A 17461-nucleotide genomic window follows, 5' to 3' on the forward strand; every position below is an offset into this window, starting at 1 on the left:
TTTCTCAATTATTTCATGGGAATTTTCACCATTTTTCCCCACTACTCCCCAAAAATAACATAAAAGTTTGAGGAAAGTCAAGATTTTAGGAAAAAAAAATTTAACTTTTTTTTCTAGTGATTTGATCTCAGGAGAAATTTAAATGTGGATAAAAAGGAAAGAGTTATTAATGAAGTAAAAGGGAAAGAGCCAACTGCCGGATTTGAACCGGCGACCGGCGCATTACGAATGCGCTGCTCTACCAGCTGAGCTAAGTTGGCTTTTACTAATCGAAAAGATAAAAACTATCTGATTTTCTTTTTATGTCTGTTCTTTCTTAATCTTTTCTTTCTCTTGTGAGTTGCCATTTTATGGCGCTTACGTTTTCTTCCGCAAGGCATATTTTCTACTCCTTAATTTAATGTGATGTTAATAATTGTTGTGCTTTTTTTCCGGCTTCTGTGTTTGGGTTTATCTCAACTGCTTTTTTGAAATATTCTTTTGCTTTCTCAAGATTTCCTGCATTAAGATTTACAACTCCTAAATTCAAATGACCAATTTGATGATTGGGTTGATATTGCAATGCTTTTTCCATTTCCGTAATAGCAGTATTGAAATCTCTTAAGTTAAAGTAACAAACTCCCATATCAATCCGCACATCTGCATCTTCTGGATGATGCTTAAGATAAGTTTTATAATTCTGAATTGCTTGCTCATAAAAACCTGAATCCATTCTTAAATGTGCCAATTCTAAAAGTGTCTGGTGATCATTCGGATTTGCTTTAACTTTTGCTTCCAAATCATTAATTTTTTGAATGGCAGAAAGATCAACCCCTGGTTGCTGAGTTTGTTGTGTATTATTATTAAAGTTCATAGTGTTTGTAGAGGGAACCTTCGTTGCATCAAATACTCCTGAGACATATAATATCAAAAGAATAAGTACTATTCCACCTAACACCGATGCATAAACAATTTTTATGTCTAATGTTTTTCCCTGAGCGTTATCAGCTTGCTTAGAGTTATTTGTTTTTTCTCTTTTTGAAGACTGAGCGGAAGAACGCTCGCTTAGCTTCGTTCCGCATTTGGGACAAAATACATAATCACTTTTTTGAATAACATATCCGCAGTTCGAACATTTAATCACTTCTTTTCTCCTTTACCAAAAGTTCCATCAGAAATTCTTTTTTGAATTCCACGATCAACCATTTCTTTAAAGTCTTTCGAAAATTTAAATGTTGGGACATAATGCTCAGGTACAAAAACTTTTTCACCGGTTTTAGGATTTCTTGCTTGTCGTGCTCTTTTCTTTTTTACTTTGTAACTGCCGAATCCTCTTATTTCTATACTTCTACCTTCGGCTAAAGTATCAATGATTGAACGAAGAAAACCTTCAATTATTGCTTCGGTTTCTAATTTTGTTAAACCAGTACCAGTTGCAACTTTATCTACTAAATCAGCTTTTGTGGCATTCATAATTTCTACATTTTATTTATTTTTGGGCTGTAAAATTATTAAACCTTAATGCTAAAAGCAATTTTAACTCATTAAAAAATAATGAATTACCGAGATTAGTCACTTTTTATATTTCAATTTTATCTTAAATCTCATTTTGGACGATATTGGTTTGGTTATAATTTGATTCTGGATTGTTTTTAGGATTTAATTCTGGCATTTATTTAGAACCATTTTAGTGTCTTTTTTGGAGGGCTTTTGCCTCTTATTGAAATAATAAATATTACCTTACTTGCTTTTTCTGTTGGACTTTTAGCCCTGATGGGAATTTCATATCTGGTTTACAGATATCGGGAATCATCTAATAAGTCCGTAAAACAAAATGTAAATGATAATCTAAAACTCATTCCCAAAGAAATAAAAGAAATTGAAAAGCCAACTGTTACTACTGAAAAGAAATCCACCTCTGTTTCGAGATATCAAATAATAAAAACTTATACTCAATCAGTTCCTCTGGAGAAAAAAACTACTAATGCGGCTGAGAAATTTTTAGTTGTAAATAAAAATATTTCTTCATTAAGAAAGACACACTCACCGAAATTCATTTACCTTGTTACTTCTCCTTCCAATAGATAATTTTCACAAAAAGAAATTTGAACCTTGGAAAAAGCCATTATTCACATAAAGAACATGGTTTGTAATCGCTGCATTAAGGTAGTGCGTGAAGAATTACAAAACCTTGGTTATAAAGTAGATGAGATTTCTTTAGGTGAAGCCACAATTCATTCTGACTCCAAAATTGATTTTGAATTAATAAATAAAGTTTTGATTGAAAATGGATTTGAGTTGATTGACTCAAGGCATTCAAGAATAATTGAGAAAATTAAGGTTACAATTATTGAAACAATCAAAGAAATGTCTGAAGGAAAAATCGTTAATGTTCAATTCAGTGATTTACTTCAGGAAAATCTTCATCTGAGTTACCAATACTTATCAGGATTGTTTTCTTCATCCGAAGGAATCACAATTGAAAAATATATCATACTTCAGAAGATTGAAAAAGTTAAAGAGTTGATTGTATATGATGAATTATCAATCAGTGAAATTGCTTATCGGCTTGGTTATAGCAGCGTTCAGCATCTTTCAAACCAGTTCAAAAAGATTACCGGATTAACTCCCTCCCACTTCAAAAAAATCAAAGACATTAAAAGAAATCCTCTCGATAAAATAATCTGAATATTTTACAAACATTCTATAAAATTTTATAAATAACCACTCGCCTTCTTTCTCTAATTTTGTTTTGTATTAAAAAATTAAATAAGGAGTGTAATATGACAATTCAGTTCAAAGTTGAAGGGATGTCCTGTCAACATTGCGTAATGGCTATACAAAAAGAATTAAACAAACTGGATGCAAAAGACTTTAAGGTTGAAATTGGTTTAGTCGAAATTGATCCCGAGAAAAACAATTTATCGAAGGAACAAATTAAACAGGCTATCGAAAAAGCAGGTTACATTGTAGTAGAATGAAAAAAATAGAAACAGAAAAAATTTCAATTCCAATTGAGGGAATGACTTGCGCTAGTTGTGTTACTCGGGTTGAAAAAGCTATTGCAAATGCACCGGGAGTAAAAAAAGTCTCTGTTAATCTTGCAACCGAAAAAGCGTTGGTAGAAATTGATCCTACAAAATTTGATTTCAATTTAATTAAGGATGCTGTAGAAGAAAGTGGCTATAAAGTTATTTTACCTGAAAATTCTAATACAATTAATAAATCATCAAGTACTACTTTTCAAAAAAAAGAAACCACTTCAGAATATTTAACTGAAATTAAAAAGGACTTTTTCATTTCGCTTTTTTTCACCTTACCTGTTTTCATTTTAAGCATGGGAGTGATGTGGTCTGAATTCAGAAATCTGCTACCAATTAGCATCGAACAATTAAACAAAGTCCTGCTATTACTTACGACTCCAATAATTTTTATTCCAGGCAAAAGATTCTTTTCTGTTTTCTGGAAGAACACCAAACACTTCACTGCGGATATGAACTCGCTTGTTGCAATTGGAACCGGTTCAGCTTACTTGTATAGTTTAATGCTAGTATTATTTCCTGAAATTTTTCATCATCAGAACACTTCTCATGTTTATTTTGACTCAACTGCAGTAATAATAACATTAATACTTATGGGTAAATGGCTTGAAGCCAGAGCAAAGTCAAAGACTAATGATGCTGTGAAGAAGTTAATTGCATTAAGACCAGAAACCGCCACGGTTGTATCAAATGGTCTGGAGATAGAGAAAAGAATTGACGAATTACAAATCGGTGACATTGTTATTGTTCGGCCTGGTGATAAAATTCCCGCTGACGGAATTATCATCAAAGGTAATTCATATGTTAATGAATCAATGTTGACTGGTGAAAGTTTACCGGTTGAAAAATCAGTTAATAATAAAGTATTCGGTGGAACAATCAATGAAAATGGAACATTCGAGTTTAGAGTTACTGCTACCGGTGACAATTCTGTTTTAGGAAATATCATCCGATTAGTTGAAGAAGCTCAAGGTTCAAAAGCTCCTATTCAACAACTTGCAGATAAAATAGCAGCGGTGTTTGTTCCTGTAGTGATTTTAATTGCTTTGATATCATTTTTATTCTGGATTTTATACACTGATAATTTTTCTCTTGCACTGATGAACTTTGTTGCCGTTCTGATAATTGCCTGCCCTTGCGCACTGGGTTTAGCAACTCCTACTGCACTGATTGTTGGATTAGGAAAAGCTGCACAGAAAGGTATTCTGATTAAGAATGCAGAAAGTCTTGAGCTTGCTCATAAAGTTAATATAATTTTATTTGATAAGACCGGCACAATTACAGAAGGAGTTCCGGAAGTAAGTAAACTTATCACTTTTGGTTTTAGCGAATCAGAAATATTATCAATGCTTATTCCCGCCGAAAAAAGATCTGAACATCCGATTGCAAAAGCAATTTTAAGATATGCTGAGAAATTAAAAGCTGGTGAATATCCATTAGAAGAGTTTGAAAGTAAAACCGGTCTTGGAATTAAAGCCAAAGTAGATGAGAAAAATCTTATAATTGGGAATGAAAAGTTTCTTAAAGAAAATCATATTAATACTGACTTTCATATTGATGAAAAATTATATCTTAAAGAAAATTCTTCCACTAAAATTTTTATTGCTGTAAATCAAAAACTTGCTGCGATAATTTTTATTGATGATAAAATTAAAGAGACTTCCAAAGAAGCAATTCGATTACTGAAAGAAATGGACATAAAAACAGTAATGCTTACAGGTGACAATAAGAATACTTCGCTTAAAATTGCTAATGAAGTTGGAGTAGATGAAGTAAAATCTGAACTATTGCCGGAAGATAAACTTAAAATTGTTTCGGAATACAAGGTTGGGAATAATATTGTTGCGTTCGTTGGTGATGGGATTAATGATGCACCTGCTCTTGCTTCGGCTGATGTTGGTATAGCAATTGGTTCGGGAACTGATGTTGCTCTTGAAACTTCTGACATTGTATTGCTTAATACTGATTTGTTAAATGTTGCAAACGCAATTAAAGTATCAAAACAAGTTGTGAAGACAATTCGCCAGAATCTTTTTTGGGCTTTTATATATAATGTTATTGGAATTCCTCTGGCAGCAATTGGATTGCTTAATCCGATGATTGCAGCTTTGGCAATGTCATTCAGTTCGGTTTCTGTAGTAAGTAATTCATTAAGATTAAAAAGAAGCAAGATTTAGTATCCGGGGAAAACTTTTTTATAAATCTGTATAACAGAATCTTATTTCACAAAAAAGCCCACAAACAAATTGCGGGCTTTATAATTAAATCATATAAAAAAGAATTATCTGGTGTAATTAATTTCCATCATCTTTACTTCTTTTCCATCAAAATTTCCAAACATTTCAAAAACCATTTCATTATCACTAACCATCTTCGAAACAGATTTGAATTCTACATCTTTACCGGCAAGTGGATCATACATTTTACCATTGTAGATTATACTCTTGGTTGCATCATCAAATTTACCTGTGCTGATAGCAACTCCGGTTCCCATATTATCAATCCAGATGTTAATAAATTCTTTTTTGCCATTGTCATAAGCTTCAAGTGACCATCCTTCGGTTTGCATACCCATCATTGGAAATTTTGCAACCATTTTCAGAAATCTTCCACCAAGGATCATTTCAGCATTAACAGTACCTTCAGAAACAACTGGCTCTGCATTTGGCTCCATCCACATTTTAGAAACCATTTTCCATTCACCAACGTATTTAGCCATCATCTCGTGCATAGAACCGGGAGTCATGTAATCCATCCAGATTTTCATTTGTTCGTCAGAATTCATTCCTTCATTCTGAGCGTATGAGTTACCCCAAAGAAAAGTGAGTAAAAGCGAAGTGATCAAAAATTTTTTCATAGATGCGCTCCTTTTTGAAATTGATAATATGTTATTTATCCCCATTAAATCTTAGGTAATCTTTCAAGATATGAACTATTGCTAAGCACCGCAAATGTATCAGCATTTCTTAATTCGTTGATGTTAATACAGTTCATATAACTCATAGAACTTCTTAATCCATCCGAAATTGCATCAATTACATTTTGAACTGCTCCTTTATATGCAACCATTGTTTCTTCACCTTCAATAAACTCGTTTCTCATCTTTACTCCGAATGAAGCTGAACCACGATATTTTTTCCAGAGCTGTCCTTTGTATTTTATTACTTCGCCAGGTGTTTCTCTAGTTCCGGAAAGCATTCTACCAAGCATAACAACATCAGCACCAAGTGCAATAGCTTTTGCAACATCGCCGGGACTTTTAATTCCACCATCAGCTATGATTTTAATTTTTAATTTTTTTGCTTCTCTATGGAAATAAACATTCAATAAAGATGACACTTGTCCAATTCCAATTCCGGTTTGAATGGAAGTTGTACAAACGCTTCCACTTCCAATTCCAACACGAACTGCATCTGCGCCAGAATCTTCAAGTTGTTGCAAAGTTCCGCCGTGAGCAATGTTGCCTATTATAATTTTTGTTTCGAACTTCTTTTTGATTTGCTCACATTTTTTCAGAACTTCTTTATTATTTGCATTTGCTGTATCAATGCAAATAATAAGATTTTTTTCAACGAGTTGCTCAACAATTTTCATATCCGTACTTAGACCAATTGAAACGGCTCGCACTCCTTTACCATTTTTACCCTGTAGTAAAATTTCCAATGAAGAATCGAAACGGTTAAGAATGCCAAGACAACCAAGTCTTGTTAGCTCTTTAGCCATCTCAAGTCCTGTAACTGTATCCATTGGACTTGAAAGAATCGGTAGCTGAAGTTTCAGACCTAAAAAAGTTGTTTGAGTTGACGGATCTTTTCTTGATTTAACTCTTGATACCTGAGTTGGAATAAGACTTATATCATCATAAGTGAGTGATTGAGTGTATTCGTTTAATTCTTTCTTAGAATATATTTTCATATTTATCCCTGTAGTTAGAGTAGATTTTCTAATTCATCTAAAATTGTGTTCATCTTTTTTGTAACTGATAAAACCGGTTCGGGAGAATTCATATCAACACCGGCTTTTCTTAAAACATTAATCGGATAATCAGAATTTCCGGCTTTAAGAAAACTGATATATCGTTCGATAGCTGGTTTACCTTCTGTCTTAACTTTATGTGCTAATGTTTCTGATGCAGACATTCCTGTTGCATATTGAAATACATAAAAGTTATAATAGAAATGAGGTACTCTTGCCCAGGTAAATGATTCCTCTTCATCAACAAACATCGAAGGTCCCCAATACTTCTGAAATAATGAACTGTACAAGCTACACAATTCTTCAGGTGTAAGAGCTTCACCTTTTTCTGTTTCTTCGTAAACAGTTTGTTCGAACTCAGCAAACATAACCTGTCTGTAAAATGTGCTTGTGATATTGTTGAGATATCTTTCAAGCAAATGAAGCTTTTCTTCTTTTGAATTTGAATTTTGAATCAGATAATCCAATAAAAGTGATTCATTAAAAGTTGAAGCAACTTCAGCAAGGAAGATTGAGTAGTTTGCATAATGAAATGGCTGTGTTAAACCAGTATAATATGAATGCATATTATGACCCATTTCGTGAGCTAGAGTGAATACATCGTTTAGTAAATCAGTCCAGTTTAGCATTACATAAGGATGGACACCATAGGTTGTTCCGGAAGAATATGCACCGCTTCTTTTTCCAACAGTTTCATAAACATCAATCCATCTTTCGTTAAAAGCTTTTCTTAATGAATTCAAATAGTCATCTCCCATAATTTCCAATGCTTTGAGAACTAATTCAACTGCTTCATCATAGCTATATTTTTTCTCATATTTCTGATCGAATAAAGTAACATAAATATCATAAGGATGTAATTTATCAACACCTAAAAGTTCTTTCTTAAGATTCGCCCAGCGATACATTGGAGCGAAATTTTTGTTAACAGTTTCAACAAGATTATCATAGACAGAAACCGGAATATTGTTTTTGCTTAATGCTGCTTCTCTTGCTGATTTATAATTTCTTACCTTCGCATAAAAAATATTTGCTTTAAGATTTCCTGTAAAAAGTGAGTTTAAAGAATTCACATATTCTTTGTAAGGTTTAAGATATGCTTTGAATGCTCTTTCTCTGTATGCTCGGTCTTTGGAATACATAGCTGCATAATATCTACCGTGTGAAATCTGAATATCATTTCCGTTTTCATCTTTTATGAAAGGAAATTTCATATCAGCATTTGTAAAAATTGAATATGTGTTGTAGGGAACCTGAGCAATTTCAGAACTTAATGCAAGAATAGATTCTTTATCACTATCCAAAGTATGTGGTTTCTCACGAAGTATATCATCAAAATAATGTTGGAAAATTTTTAACTCCTGATTTTCTTCAATCCATTTTCTTAACTGATTTTCCTCAATTGAAAGAATTTCGGGTTTAATGAAAGAGCTTTCTGAAAGTGCACGGGCATATAGGTTTTTAATTCTGTCATCCATTGCGTGATAACGCGAAACCCTCATATCACTATCTTTTGCAAGCATTGCATAAAGAGAAAGCTTTTCCAATTTTATTCCGATTTCTTCGTCCAGCTTCAAGCAAGCATATAAAGCCGAAGGTGAACTGCTAAGTTTGCCTTTAAAGTCAGAATATCTGATCAGATTTTTGTTAGTCCATTCAAAATCTTTATCCCATTGCTCATCGGATTCATAGATATCTTTTAGATTCCATTTGTACTTTTCGTCGATTTGTTCTCTTGTGGGAAGTGTGGCTGTTGCTGTTTCGGTAGAATGAATAAATTTGGGCAAAAGTCTATAATCCATAATAACCCCCGATATATGGTGAATAAAAGATTTCCATTAAATATAAAACCCGAAAATTTTGAAACAATAAAAATTTAATCGAACAGTACATCATAGGGCATAAAAACTTAAGATTGAATTTATGCGGATGGCAATATAAGAAAAGTAAAAGGAATTATCATAAATTTTCTTTTGGCAAAATTAAGGAGTCGCTTTACTCAATTGAACCCTTATTTTACCACTAAAATCTGTGCAGGATATTCTGACCTTGTCCGGAATATTACCTCGAATTCTGTCTACAAGACCTGGAATTTCGGTTTCAATTGAGGCAACATAAATCAGATTTTTATTTTCATTAAGAACATTAACAGTAACATTCCCTTTTTCGCGGTCAACTACTGATATTAGTATTCTGGATTCACTGGAATTAAAGTTAACATTGATTTCAAAGTCGTATGTAAGATCAGATGCAGTCATCACAAGATTCAGATAATTTAATTTGTTTTCCTGAAATGGCTGATTGACATTACCCGCAGGATTGTATGGTTCAAGGATTTCTTCCCTGCAGGAAGTAAATGCGAATAATAAAACTGATATAATAACTAGTTTCATTTCAAATCGTGCTTATTTGTGAAATGAAATTAAGTTATTGTGATATTTCTGTCAATCCTTTATTTAATAGTCAGTCAATTTTTTTTAGAATTGCTCGGGAAGCTTTGAATTTGCCTAAGAATTTCTCGGAATGTTTTCGCTGGAATTCCGGTGCAGCTTTTTCAGCATACTGATAATAGTCATCAATTGAATTAAAACGGTAATGAAACTGATAAACAGCTTCATCGGAAACAGTATCAGGAATTACAACTTTAAAAATTTCGTAGCTGGTGAAAAAACCTGCATTCATAATATCAGGAATGTGCTCCTGCTTCATCCATTGTAACCACTCTTCTTCAACTTGTCTCTTGATATTTATAGTAACAATGTAAACACCCATAATCACCTCTGTTATTTTGCCCACTCAGGAAATATGCTCAATCCAAAAATAACATTTCCCAATGTGTAAACAAGAAGTGTGATTATCAGAATACTACTGATATTTAAAGTAAATCCTGTTTTAATCATATCAATAATTCTTAACCTTTTACTTGCGAATACGATTGTGTTTGGAGGCGTTCCGACTGGTAACATAAATGCCATAGAAGCAGAAAGTGTTGCAGGTATCATTAGCAACAATGGATTAACTTCCATTGATAAAGAAACTGATGCTAATACAGGAAGAATCATCTGCGTTGTTGCTGTGTTTGATGTAAGCTCAGTCAGAAAATTAATTGAAGCAGAAATGATTAGAATAAGAATTAGAATTTCAATATGAGTAATTCCTTTGAGTTGCAACCCAATGTATTCTGAAAGTCCACTTACAGAAAAAGCATTTGCCAAAGCAAAGCCACCACCAAAAAGTAATATAACACTCCAAGGAACCTGCTCAATGGAGTTTGCAGCAAGTATTGAATTCTGCTCTGATTTATTCCTTGTTGGAATTACAAATAAAGTCAGCGCTGCAATGATTGCAATAGTAGAATCATCAACCAATTCCTGAATTTTCAATAATGAAGCCCATCCTTGAATTATCATAAATCCAAGATTTAGTTCGACTCTGAAAATCCATAAGAGTACCGTGCTTACAAAAACTATCAAAACTGCTTTTTCCTCGAAAGTTATTTTACCTAAAGACATATACTCAGTTTTAATATAAGATTTATCTAATGATATCTTTTTATTAACTCCAAATAAAAATTTGATGATAAGAAAAGCAGCAAAAAAAAGTAATATTGAGATAGGAACCGCAAGCATCATCCAGCTTCCAAATGAAATTTGAGGTGAATCTGGAAAAATAATTTTTGTTATTCTAACCAATGCAAGATTTGGCGGAGTTCCGACCAAAGTTGCAATTCCACCGATAGAGCAAGAATATGCTATACCGAGTAATAAAGCTTTTGAAATCTTTGATGCTTTTTCTTCAGAAACATCGCTTTCAATTTTGGAAATTACTGCAAGTGCAATAGGTAACATCATTACTGCAGTTGCTGTGTTTGAAATCCACATTGAAAGAAAAGCGGAAGCGACCATAAATCCAAGTAATATCGAAGGTGCTGAAGCTCCCATTATTGTAATAATCTTAAGAGCAATCCGTCTATGCAATTTCCATCTTTCCATAGCAATTGCAATCAGAAAGCCACCCAGGAAAAGGAATATCACAGAATTGATATAAGAATCAGATACTTTGGATGCAGGGAGTACACCGGTTAATGGAAATAAAACTAAAGGAACAAGAGCAGTAACGGCTAAAGGAAGTGCTTCAGTCATCCACCAGATTGCCATCAATACTGCAACTGCAGCAGTGTATTTAATTGATGGTTTGTCAGGTTGCGGATCAAAAAAAGAAAGCATAAGAACAAATGCAATTACTCCAATGCTAAAGCCCAGATATGAAAAATTATTTATAAACAATCTTCTCATTGTTGTTAAAATAAATATTCATTTCTTAGTTTTCAAAAAGTACATCAAAACATGAACCGGATAAATTTATCAAATCTTTCATTCATCTATTCAGCTTTACCCACCGAAGATAGGCATTCAATCATACTTCCATTCAATCAATCAATCATTCATTCATTCAATCATTCATTCCCTTTTTGCGATTGTTATTCCCAAAGAATATTCTTTCCAATGCACACAATCATATTTATATTTGAGCCCTGAATTATTGTATGCAGATAAAAAACAGTAAATACGAAGCGGTAATCGGACTCGAAGTTCACGCACAACTTCTCACCGAAACAAAAGCATTTTGTGGCTGTTCCACTAAATTTGGTGATGCACCGAATTCAAATGTTTGCCCGGTTTGTCTTGGTCATCCCGGTGTGTTACCTGTTTTGAATAAAAAAGTTGTTGAGTTTACCGTACTGATGGGACTTGCAACTAATTGTACAATAAACAAACACTCTATCTTTGCCAGAAAAAATTATTTTTATCCTGATTTACCGAAAGGATATCAGATTTCACAATATGAAGAACCAATTTGCGAAAATGGATTCATTGAAGTAAATCTCTCAGATGGAAGCACAAAAAAAATCAGGATAAAAAGAATTCACATGGAAGAAGACGCTGGAAAATCAATTCACGACCAAAGTGAATATACTCTCGTTGATGTTAATCGTTGCGGGGTACCGTTGATTGAAATTGTTACCGAACCTGATATCAATTCATCAGAGGAAGCATATCAATATCTTACTAAGATAAAGCAGATTGTTCAATATCTTGGAATTTGTGATGGGAATATGGAAGAAGGTTCACTAAGATGCGACGCAAATGTTTCTGTAAGATTAAAAGGTGAAAAGAAACTCGGTGTCAAAACAGAAATAAAAAATATGAATTCATTCAGGAATGTTGAGCGAGCGTTAAATTATGAAATTGAGAGACAGATAGATTTGCTTGAAGATGGCGAAGAAATAATTCAACAAACTTTGTTATGGAATGCTGATTTGAATGAAGCTTTACCGATGCGAAGTAAAGAAGAAGCTCACGATTACAGATATTTTCCTGATCCGGATTTACTACCTGTTATTGTTGATGATGAATGGAAAAATAAAATTTCCTCACTAATGCCCGAACTCCCTGAAGCAAAGTTTAAAAGATTTGTTCAGCAGTATAATCTTCCGGAATACGACGCAGATATTTTAACTCAATCAAAAGCAATTGCTGATTACTATGAAAAAGTTTCTTCTGTTGCGAGTGACTATAAATCAGTGAGCAATTGGATTATGACTGATGTTCTCGGTTATTTGAATGAGCATAAAATCGAAATTGAACAGTTTCCGATTAGTGCTGAAAATCTTGGCAAATTAATAAATCTGATAACTGATGGAACTATCAGCAGCAAAATTGCAAAAGAAGTTTTCCAACTGATGCTTAAGTCAAATGATACTCCGGATAAAATTGTAGAAGAGAAAAATCTTGTTCAAATTTCTGATGAGGGAGAAATCATAAAAGTTATAAATAGTATTCTGGATAAAAATAAAAATCAGATTGATGAATATTTATCAGGAAAAGATAAAGTGCTTGGATTTTTTGTTGGACAAGTAATGAAAGAAACTAAAGGCAAAGCCAATCCACAGATGGTAAATCAACTTTTGAAATCAGAATTAGAAAAGTATCGCAAATAAAAAGGAGAATTAAATTGTCGTTTCAGGAAAAATTGAAGAATATTTTTAAGAAGAAAGAAAAGAAAGAGCCACAAACTCCTGCAGAGAAAGTAAAGGAGTTTTTCAAACAACTATTTTATGCTGCAATTGCTGCTTTTTTCATAATCACATTTATAATTCAAAATACAAGAATTCCAACCGGCTCAATGGAAGATACGATTCTTGTTGGTGACTTCGTGCTGGTAAATAAATTTATTTACGGTTCAAGTTCACCAAGGTATATTCCATTTACAGAAACTCCGCTTCCCTATTTCACTTTGCCGGCATTTAAAGATCCAAAACCAACTGATATAGTTGTGTTTGAATATCCAGGGGACAGAGACCAGCTTGAACCGACTGAAAAAGGTGTAAACTATGTTAAGAGATGTATCGGAACTCCTGGTGATACTGTTGAAATAAGAGATAAAGTAGTATTTGTAAACGGTAAAGAATTCTGGCGTCCACCTTACATTAAATACTATCGTGGAATGATTGGATCAAACTTAAGACCTCTTCCAAAAGGTTATGCTGAACCAAGAATTTTCCCAAGAGGAATGCCGTGGAATGAAGATAATTACGGACCATTAGTTGTTCCTAAAAAAGGAATGACAATTCCAATTAACATATATAATGTTGAGCAATGGAGGACAACAATTGACAGAGAATTTGGAAAGAGAGTTGTTGAAATAAGAGGCAATGTAGTTTACATTGATGGTCAACCTGCATCATCATATACATTTAAAAAAGATTATTACTTTATGATGGGAGATAATCGGGATGATAGTCTTGATAGCAGATTCTGGGGATTTGTTCCTCGCGATGCTGTAGTTGGCGAAGCATTTATAATTTTATTTTCCTGGGATCGTGAAATTCCATTTTCAGAATTATTCAGATTGCTTGCCTCAGTCAGAACAGATAGAATTCTGAAGTTAATTCATTAAACATCTTTTTAGGAGATGGACTGTTGTCAATTTCTTTGACTTCCTTTTCACATAATAGTTTATAAACTGTTCACCATTTTAAAATAAAAAAGCTGCTCATTTCTGAGCAGCTTTTAATTTTTAAGTGCGAGATACTGTTAATTGAAATTGTATCTTACACCAAGTTGTATTCTGTATACATCGAGAACTGAAGCAGAAGGTTGGAAAGTCTTATCAATAAGCTTACCACCAATACTTCTTAATCTGTAAACAGGTTTACCTTCAGTGTCAATACTTCTGAAAATAAGAGGTGAAGTTGTAACGAAAACATCACCAACTCCCCAGCTCTTATTCAAAAGATTTGTGAAGTTCAGAATATCAACTCTTACCTGCAATGAATTTTTCTTACCGATAAATTCACCGTAGAATTCCTGAACGATGCTTAAATCAGCACGGAATACCATTGGCATAAATACAGCACCTCTTTCAGCATATTCGCCTCTATGCTTGCTTAAGTATTCATCCTGTTCGATGAAAGCATTCCATGCAGCTTGTTGATCAGCTACTGTGAATGTAGTGCCACCATCAGTATATTGTTCAAAATACATTTCGGAAGCATCCTTAGGAATATAAATCAGGTCATTACTTGTTCCGCCATCACCATTAAGATCGCCTGCATAGGTATAACTTGCATTTCCCTGTGTAAAGGCTTCACCAAATAATGTAATTGTGGTTGAACCAAAATTGAAGTAGTCAAATTTATATGATAATGTTCCGAATACTCTGTGACCGGGTGAATTTGCGGAGAAACCTAAGTCCGGGATTATTTGCATTTCCTGAGTGTTGATTGTTATTCCATGAACCGAATGCAATTGAGCCCGGGTCAACTGTGTTTTTAGCTTCTCCGTAATTGTAACCAGCTTTGAAATACCAGTTATCGCTGAATGGCTTTTCTAATGCAGCAGAAATGCTCCAGTAATAACCTTCATTCTGATTTTTCAGCACAATTGCATTATCAACTTTCTGATAAATTTTCCTTGCACTTGAACTTGTCCATCTGGGTCTGGTATCTGCTCCAACTAATACAGAATTTGGTTCAGCCTGGTTAGCATTGATATAATAGATGCCGTTTACATCTCTGCTATATAATCCCTCAACTGTAGCTACCAAACCGAATAACGGTAATTTCTGATCAACTCCTAAATTTGATCTCCAAAGTTGTGGGAACTTGAAATTAGGATCAGTTAACGCCAATTCATAAGAGCCAGCTGGTGCTCCTGTTACATTAGTAGGTTTATATCGGTTTGGATTGGGATTAAATGGATAATTTGTTGTATTGTCTTCTCTTTCAAATCCTGTGAGAATTCCGTTGTTTCCGATCTGGTTCGAAATCCATACATAAGCAGGTTTACCAGTGAAGATACCTGTTCCACCTCTCAACTGAGTCATCTTGTTGCCGAATACATCGTAGTTGAATCCGATTCTCGGCGAGAAGAGAATATTAGCGTCAGGCATTTTATCAGTTTTGTAGTTAACAATATTTCCATTCTCGTCTCTGAAATTCATTGTATCAACTTCAGGATTGTGGTATCCGGTATTTTCAAAGAATGGTACATCTACTCTTAAACCGGCAATAATATTTAAGGTTATCAAGTACTCTGCCACTGATCCTGTGCATAAGCACCGGTATACCATACTTTTAATGGCTGAATTGGTTTTTCCTGACCCGGAATATTTGACCAGCGAACCTGGAATCTTCTTAATGTTACCGGTGAAGTTGTTCTGTTTGGATTAACCAAATAATCATTAGCATCTGTATAGAAATCAGCTAATGAGTTATAGACATAAACACTTTGTGAGCCAGGGAAGAACACATTTTCAGATTCATATCTTTCTGCACTAATACCGAATGTAAGGTTATGTTCACCAAGATAAACACTGAGGTTGTTCTGTAATTGGAAGCTCTTGTATCTTAATTCGTTATTTGGTGTAAAGGGTTCAAATCCGAATGATGTATAAACAGAACCGCCTTGTAAAATATCAACGAATGGGAAGAACTTTCCTTTTGATTCACGACTTTCATCATTATAGTGTATATCCGACAATAAAGGTTATTTGACATATTATCAGCAAGAATTGAGTTCCATTCACCAACGATTGAACGGATATTTTCAAGATCTTATAATTTGAATTAGCAAAGTTCAATGCCTGGGTAGATGATCTTCTGCTACCAAATCCTAGTGAGCTGGAGTTTGAAACAAGTAAATCAGTGAATGAATCGAGATGAGTATATCTTAAACTAACTTTGTTCTTGTTGTCAATGTTATAATCCAACTTCATCAAAAATCTGGTTGATGGAGTTTCGAAATCATAACCCTGATATGGTCCCGGATCATAACCAAAATTTGATTTTAAATAATTACTTAATGCATCAAGATCACTTGCAAGAACTCTTGTTACATTACCTCCAACAGGAGTGCTTGTATCTGGTCTTGCAATGTAAGTTGTTCCGGGTTGAGTAAGTTTATCATCTTCAAAATTGACAAAGAGGAAAAGTTTATTCTGAATAAGAGGAGCACCTAAACGCATTCCAAACTGTCCGAACTTAAATGTACCTGACTTAAATTCAACATCACCAGCATTTTTACCAACAAAAGTGTTGTTTCTGAAATTGTAGTAAACTGATGCTGAATATTCATTTGTTCCGGATTTTGTAACTGTATTAACACCAGCACCAACAAAGTTTCCATTTCGAACATCAAATGGTGAAATGTTTACCTGAATCTGTTCGACAGCATCAAGAGAAATTGGTGCAACACCAGTTCTGTCTCCGGGTAATCCTGCCAAACCGAATGAATTGTTAAAATAAGAACCGTCAACTGTAATGTTGTTGAAACGATTATCCATTCCGGCAAAAGTCATATTTCTTCCAACCTGAGGAGTAAGACGGGTAAGGTCTTCTATTCTTCTTGAAATTGTTGGAAGAGTTTCGATGCTTTCTCTTCTTACAGTGGTTGATGTACCTGTTCTGTCTGAACGAATGATAGCATCTTTTTCAGCAACAACAGTAATATCTCCTAATTGAATTGCTGATTCAGATAATTTGAAATCAACTTTTAAATTCTGCCCCAATTCAAGGTAAAGATTTTCAATTGATTGGCTGTTATAACCAACAAAAGAAACTGTTACTTTATAGGGACCACCAACACGCATACCTGTGATATTGTATTTACCATCAGCACGGGTTGATGTTCCATATTGTGTTCCTGAAGGTACATGCAATGCAATGATATTGGCACCAGGCAATGCCTCTCCTTTATCATCAGTTACTGTTCCGTACATACTGGAAGTAGTAACAACCTGAGAGTAGGCATTCTGGAAGAAACCAACTGCAGTAACCAGAAACACAATCGAAATAAACAGTTGAAGTTTTCTCATAGGTTTCTCCTAATTAGTTTATTAAAGAGTTAATTAAGGTAAATTTTATTGACACACTTGTTAGATAAAAAACTTTATTAATCATCAAT

General features: G+C 33.8%; 18 protein-coding genes and 1 tRNA gene. 6 read left to right on the plus strand and 13 right to left on the minus strand.

The window, feature by feature from the left end; all coding sequences use genetic code 11:
* Window positions 1-187: 187 nt before the first annotated feature.
* The 3 genes from Q0X14_RS05735 to Q0X14_RS05745 form a co-directional block, all read right to left on the minus strand.
* Window positions 188-260: transfer RNA gene (locus Q0X14_RS05735), tRNA-Thr, on the minus strand.
* A 137-nt stretch (window positions 261-397) separates the two neighbouring features.
* A complete protein-coding gene (locus tag Q0X14_RS05740) occupies window positions 398-1123 on the minus strand; it encodes a tetratricopeptide repeat protein (RefSeq protein WP_297843682.1) in 726 nt (241 codons plus the stop codon).
* Window positions 1120-1452 (minus strand): HU family DNA-binding protein, encoded by a 333-nt coding sequence (locus Q0X14_RS05745; RefSeq protein ID WP_297843685.1) that lies wholly within the window; start codon window positions 1450-1452, stop codon window positions 1120-1122. Before Q0X14_RS05745 ends, Q0X14_RS05740 begins: the two co-directional genes overlap by 4 nt.
* Before the next feature lie 237 nt (window positions 1453-1689).
* On the opposite strand from Q0X14_RS05745, the gene Q0X14_RS05750 reads away from it, so the two are divergent.
* From Q0X14_RS05750 to Q0X14_RS05765, 4 genes are all read left to right on the plus strand, one after another.
* On the plus strand, window positions 1690-2067 hold the full coding sequence (locus Q0X14_RS05750) for a hypothetical protein (protein ID WP_297843687.1): 378 nt from the start codon (window positions 1690-1692) through the stop codon (window positions 2065-2067).
* A gap of 54 nt (window positions 2068-2121) precedes the next feature.
* Window positions 2122-2667 carry an AraC family transcriptional regulator gene (locus Q0X14_RS05755; protein ID WP_366522797.1) on the plus strand — a complete coding sequence of 182 codons (546 nt, stop codon included), beginning with the start codon at window positions 2122-2124 and terminating at the stop codon, window positions 2665-2667.
* 95 nt (window positions 2668-2762) lie between these two features.
* Window positions 2763-2960 (plus strand): heavy-metal-associated domain-containing protein, encoded by a 198-nt coding sequence (locus Q0X14_RS05760; RefSeq protein ID WP_297843691.1) that lies wholly within the window; start codon window positions 2763-2765, stop codon window positions 2958-2960.
* Window positions 2957-5197: a heavy metal translocating P-type ATPase gene (locus tag Q0X14_RS05765; RefSeq protein WP_297843693.1), complete on the plus strand. Its 2241-nt coding sequence runs from the start codon at window positions 2957-2959 to the stop codon at window positions 5195-5197. The genes Q0X14_RS05760 and Q0X14_RS05765 overlap by 4 nt, the downstream gene beginning before the upstream one ends.
* A 104-nt stretch (window positions 5198-5301) precedes the next feature.
* Here Q0X14_RS05765 and Q0X14_RS05770 read toward each other — a convergent pair whose 3' ends face one another.
* From Q0X14_RS05770 to Q0X14_RS05795, 6 genes are all read right to left on the minus strand, one after another.
* The gene (locus Q0X14_RS05770; protein ID WP_297843696.1) at window positions 5302-5877 is read right to left on the minus strand and encodes a DUF1579 domain-containing protein; all 576 of its coding nucleotides are present in this window, start codon (window positions 5875-5877) and stop codon (window positions 5302-5304) included.
* A gap of 44 nt (window positions 5878-5921) precedes the next feature.
* On the minus strand, window positions 5922-6935 hold the full coding sequence (locus tag Q0X14_RS05775) for a guanosine monophosphate reductase (RefSeq protein ID WP_297843699.1): 1014 nt from the start codon (window positions 6933-6935) through the stop codon (window positions 5922-5924).
* Window positions 6936-6949: 14 nt separating this feature from the next.
* Window positions 6950-8797 (minus strand): oligoendopeptidase F, encoded by a 1848-nt coding sequence (pepF, locus tag Q0X14_RS05780; protein ID WP_297843702.1) that lies wholly within the window; start codon window positions 8795-8797, stop codon window positions 6950-6952.
* A gap of 180 nt (window positions 8798-8977) precedes the next feature.
* Window positions 8978-9388, minus strand: a complete 411-nt coding sequence (locus tag Q0X14_RS05785) for a hypothetical protein (RefSeq protein WP_297843705.1) — start codon at window positions 9386-9388, stop codon at window positions 8978-8980.
* Between the two features lie 70 nt (window positions 9389-9458).
* Window positions 9459-9767 (minus strand): DUF4286 family protein, encoded by a 309-nt coding sequence (locus tag Q0X14_RS05790; RefSeq protein WP_297843708.1) that lies wholly within the window; start codon window positions 9765-9767, stop codon window positions 9459-9461.
* Window positions 9768-9778: 11 nt separating this feature from the next.
* Window positions 9779-11290: an SLC13 family permease gene (locus tag Q0X14_RS05795; RefSeq protein ID WP_297843711.1), complete on the minus strand. Its 1512-nt coding sequence runs from the start codon at window positions 11288-11290 to the stop codon at window positions 9779-9781.
* Window positions 11291-11541: 251 nt separating this feature from the next.
* On the opposite strand from Q0X14_RS05795, the gene gatB reads away from it, so the two are divergent.
* Both gatB and lepB read left to right on the plus strand, forming a co-directional pair.
* The gene (gatB, locus tag Q0X14_RS05800) at window positions 11542-12996 is read left to right on the plus strand and encodes an Asp-tRNA(Asn)/Glu-tRNA(Gln) amidotransferase subunit GatB (protein ID WP_297843713.1); all 1455 of its coding nucleotides are present in this window, start codon (window positions 11542-11544) and stop codon (window positions 12994-12996) included.
* 14 nt (window positions 12997-13010) lie between these two features.
* The gene (lepB, locus tag Q0X14_RS05805) at window positions 13011-13955 is read left to right on the plus strand and encodes a signal peptidase I (RefSeq protein ID WP_297843715.1); all 945 of its coding nucleotides are present in this window, start codon (window positions 13011-13013) and stop codon (window positions 13953-13955) included.
* Window positions 13956-14092: 137 nt separating this feature from the next.
* Here the strand turns inward: lepB and Q0X14_RS05810 are convergent, their stop codons facing one another.
* Genes Q0X14_RS05810 through Q0X14_RS05825 form a run of 4 tightly spaced genes read right to left on the minus strand, consistent with a single transcriptional unit; the run spans window position 14093 to window position 17372 of the window.
* Window positions 14093-14767, minus strand: a complete 675-nt coding sequence (locus Q0X14_RS05810) for a hypothetical protein (protein ID WP_297843717.1) — start codon at window positions 14765-14767, stop codon at window positions 14093-14095.
* Window positions 14694-15599: a hypothetical protein gene (locus tag Q0X14_RS05815; RefSeq protein ID WP_297843720.1), complete on the minus strand. Its 906-nt coding sequence runs from the start codon at window positions 15597-15599 to the stop codon at window positions 14694-14696. The genes Q0X14_RS05810 and Q0X14_RS05815 overlap by 74 nt, the downstream gene beginning before the upstream one ends.
* Complete coding sequence (locus tag Q0X14_RS05820; RefSeq protein ID WP_297843722.1) at window positions 15584-16039, minus strand: hypothetical protein; 456 nt, start codon at window positions 16037-16039, stop codon at window positions 15584-15586. Before Q0X14_RS05820 ends, Q0X14_RS05815 begins: the two co-directional genes overlap by 16 nt.
* Window positions 16020-17372, minus strand: a complete 1353-nt coding sequence (locus Q0X14_RS05825; RefSeq protein ID WP_297843725.1) for a TonB-dependent receptor — start codon at window positions 17370-17372, stop codon at window positions 16020-16022. The genes Q0X14_RS05820 and Q0X14_RS05825 overlap by 20 nt, the downstream gene beginning before the upstream one ends.
* Window positions 17373-17461: the final 89 nt, after the last annotated feature.

Origin of the sequence: Ignavibacterium sp., assembly GCF_025998815.1 — a bacterium.
Classification (GTDB): domain Bacteria; phylum Bacteroidota; class Ignavibacteria; order Ignavibacteriales; family Ignavibacteriaceae; genus Ignavibacterium.

What these genes read in the sequence shown, in the direction of transcription:
- Q0X14_RS05745 (WP_297843685.1), bottom strand. Translation starts at nt 1,452, where the DNA reads ATGAATGCCACAAAAGCTGATTTAGTAGATAAAGTTGCAACTGGTACT.
- Q0X14_RS05755 (WP_366522797.1), top strand. Translation starts at nt 2,122, where the DNA reads ATGGTTTGTAATCGCTGCATTAAGGTAGTGCGTGAAGAATTACAAAAC.
- Q0X14_RS05760 (WP_297843691.1), top strand. Translation starts at nt 2,763, where the DNA reads ATGACAATTCAGTTCAAAGTTGAAGGGATGTCCTGTCAACATTGCGTA.
- Q0X14_RS05765 (WP_297843693.1), top strand. Translation starts at nt 2,957, where the DNA reads ATGAAAAAAATAGAAACAGAAAAAATTTCAATTCCAATTGAGGGAATG.
- Q0X14_RS05770 (WP_297843696.1), bottom strand. Translation starts at nt 5,877, where the DNA reads ATGAAAAAATTTTTGATCACTTCGCTTTTACTCACTTTTCTTTGGGGT.
- Q0X14_RS05775 (WP_297843699.1), bottom strand. Translation starts at nt 6,935, where the DNA reads ATGAAAATATATTCTAAGAAAGAATTAAACGAATACACTCAATCACTC.
- pepF (WP_297843702.1), bottom strand. Translation starts at nt 8,797, where the DNA reads ATGGATTATAGACTTTTGCCCAAATTTATTCATTCTACCGAAACAGCA.
- Q0X14_RS05785 (WP_297843705.1), bottom strand. Translation starts at nt 9,388, where the DNA reads ATGAAACTAGTTATTATATCAGTTTTATTATTCGCATTTACTTCCTGC.
- Q0X14_RS05790 (WP_297843708.1), bottom strand. Translation starts at nt 9,767, where the DNA reads ATGGGTGTTTACATTGTTACTATAAATATCAAGAGACAAGTTGAAGAA.
- Q0X14_RS05795 (WP_297843711.1), bottom strand. Translation starts at nt 11,290, where the DNA reads ATGAGAAGATTGTTTATAAATAATTTTTCATATCTGGGCTTTAGCATT.
- gatB (WP_297843713.1), top strand. Translation starts at nt 11,542, where the DNA reads ATGCAGATAAAAAACAGTAAATACGAAGCGGTAATCGGACTCGAAGTT.
- Q0X14_RS05810 (WP_297843717.1), bottom strand. Translation starts at nt 14,767, where the DNA reads ATGCAAATAATCCCGGACTTAGGTTTCTCCGCAAATTCACCCGGTCAC.
- Q0X14_RS05825 (WP_297843725.1), bottom strand. Translation starts at nt 17,372, where the DNA reads ATGAGAAAACTTCAACTGTTTATTTCGATTGTGTTTCTGGTTACTGCA.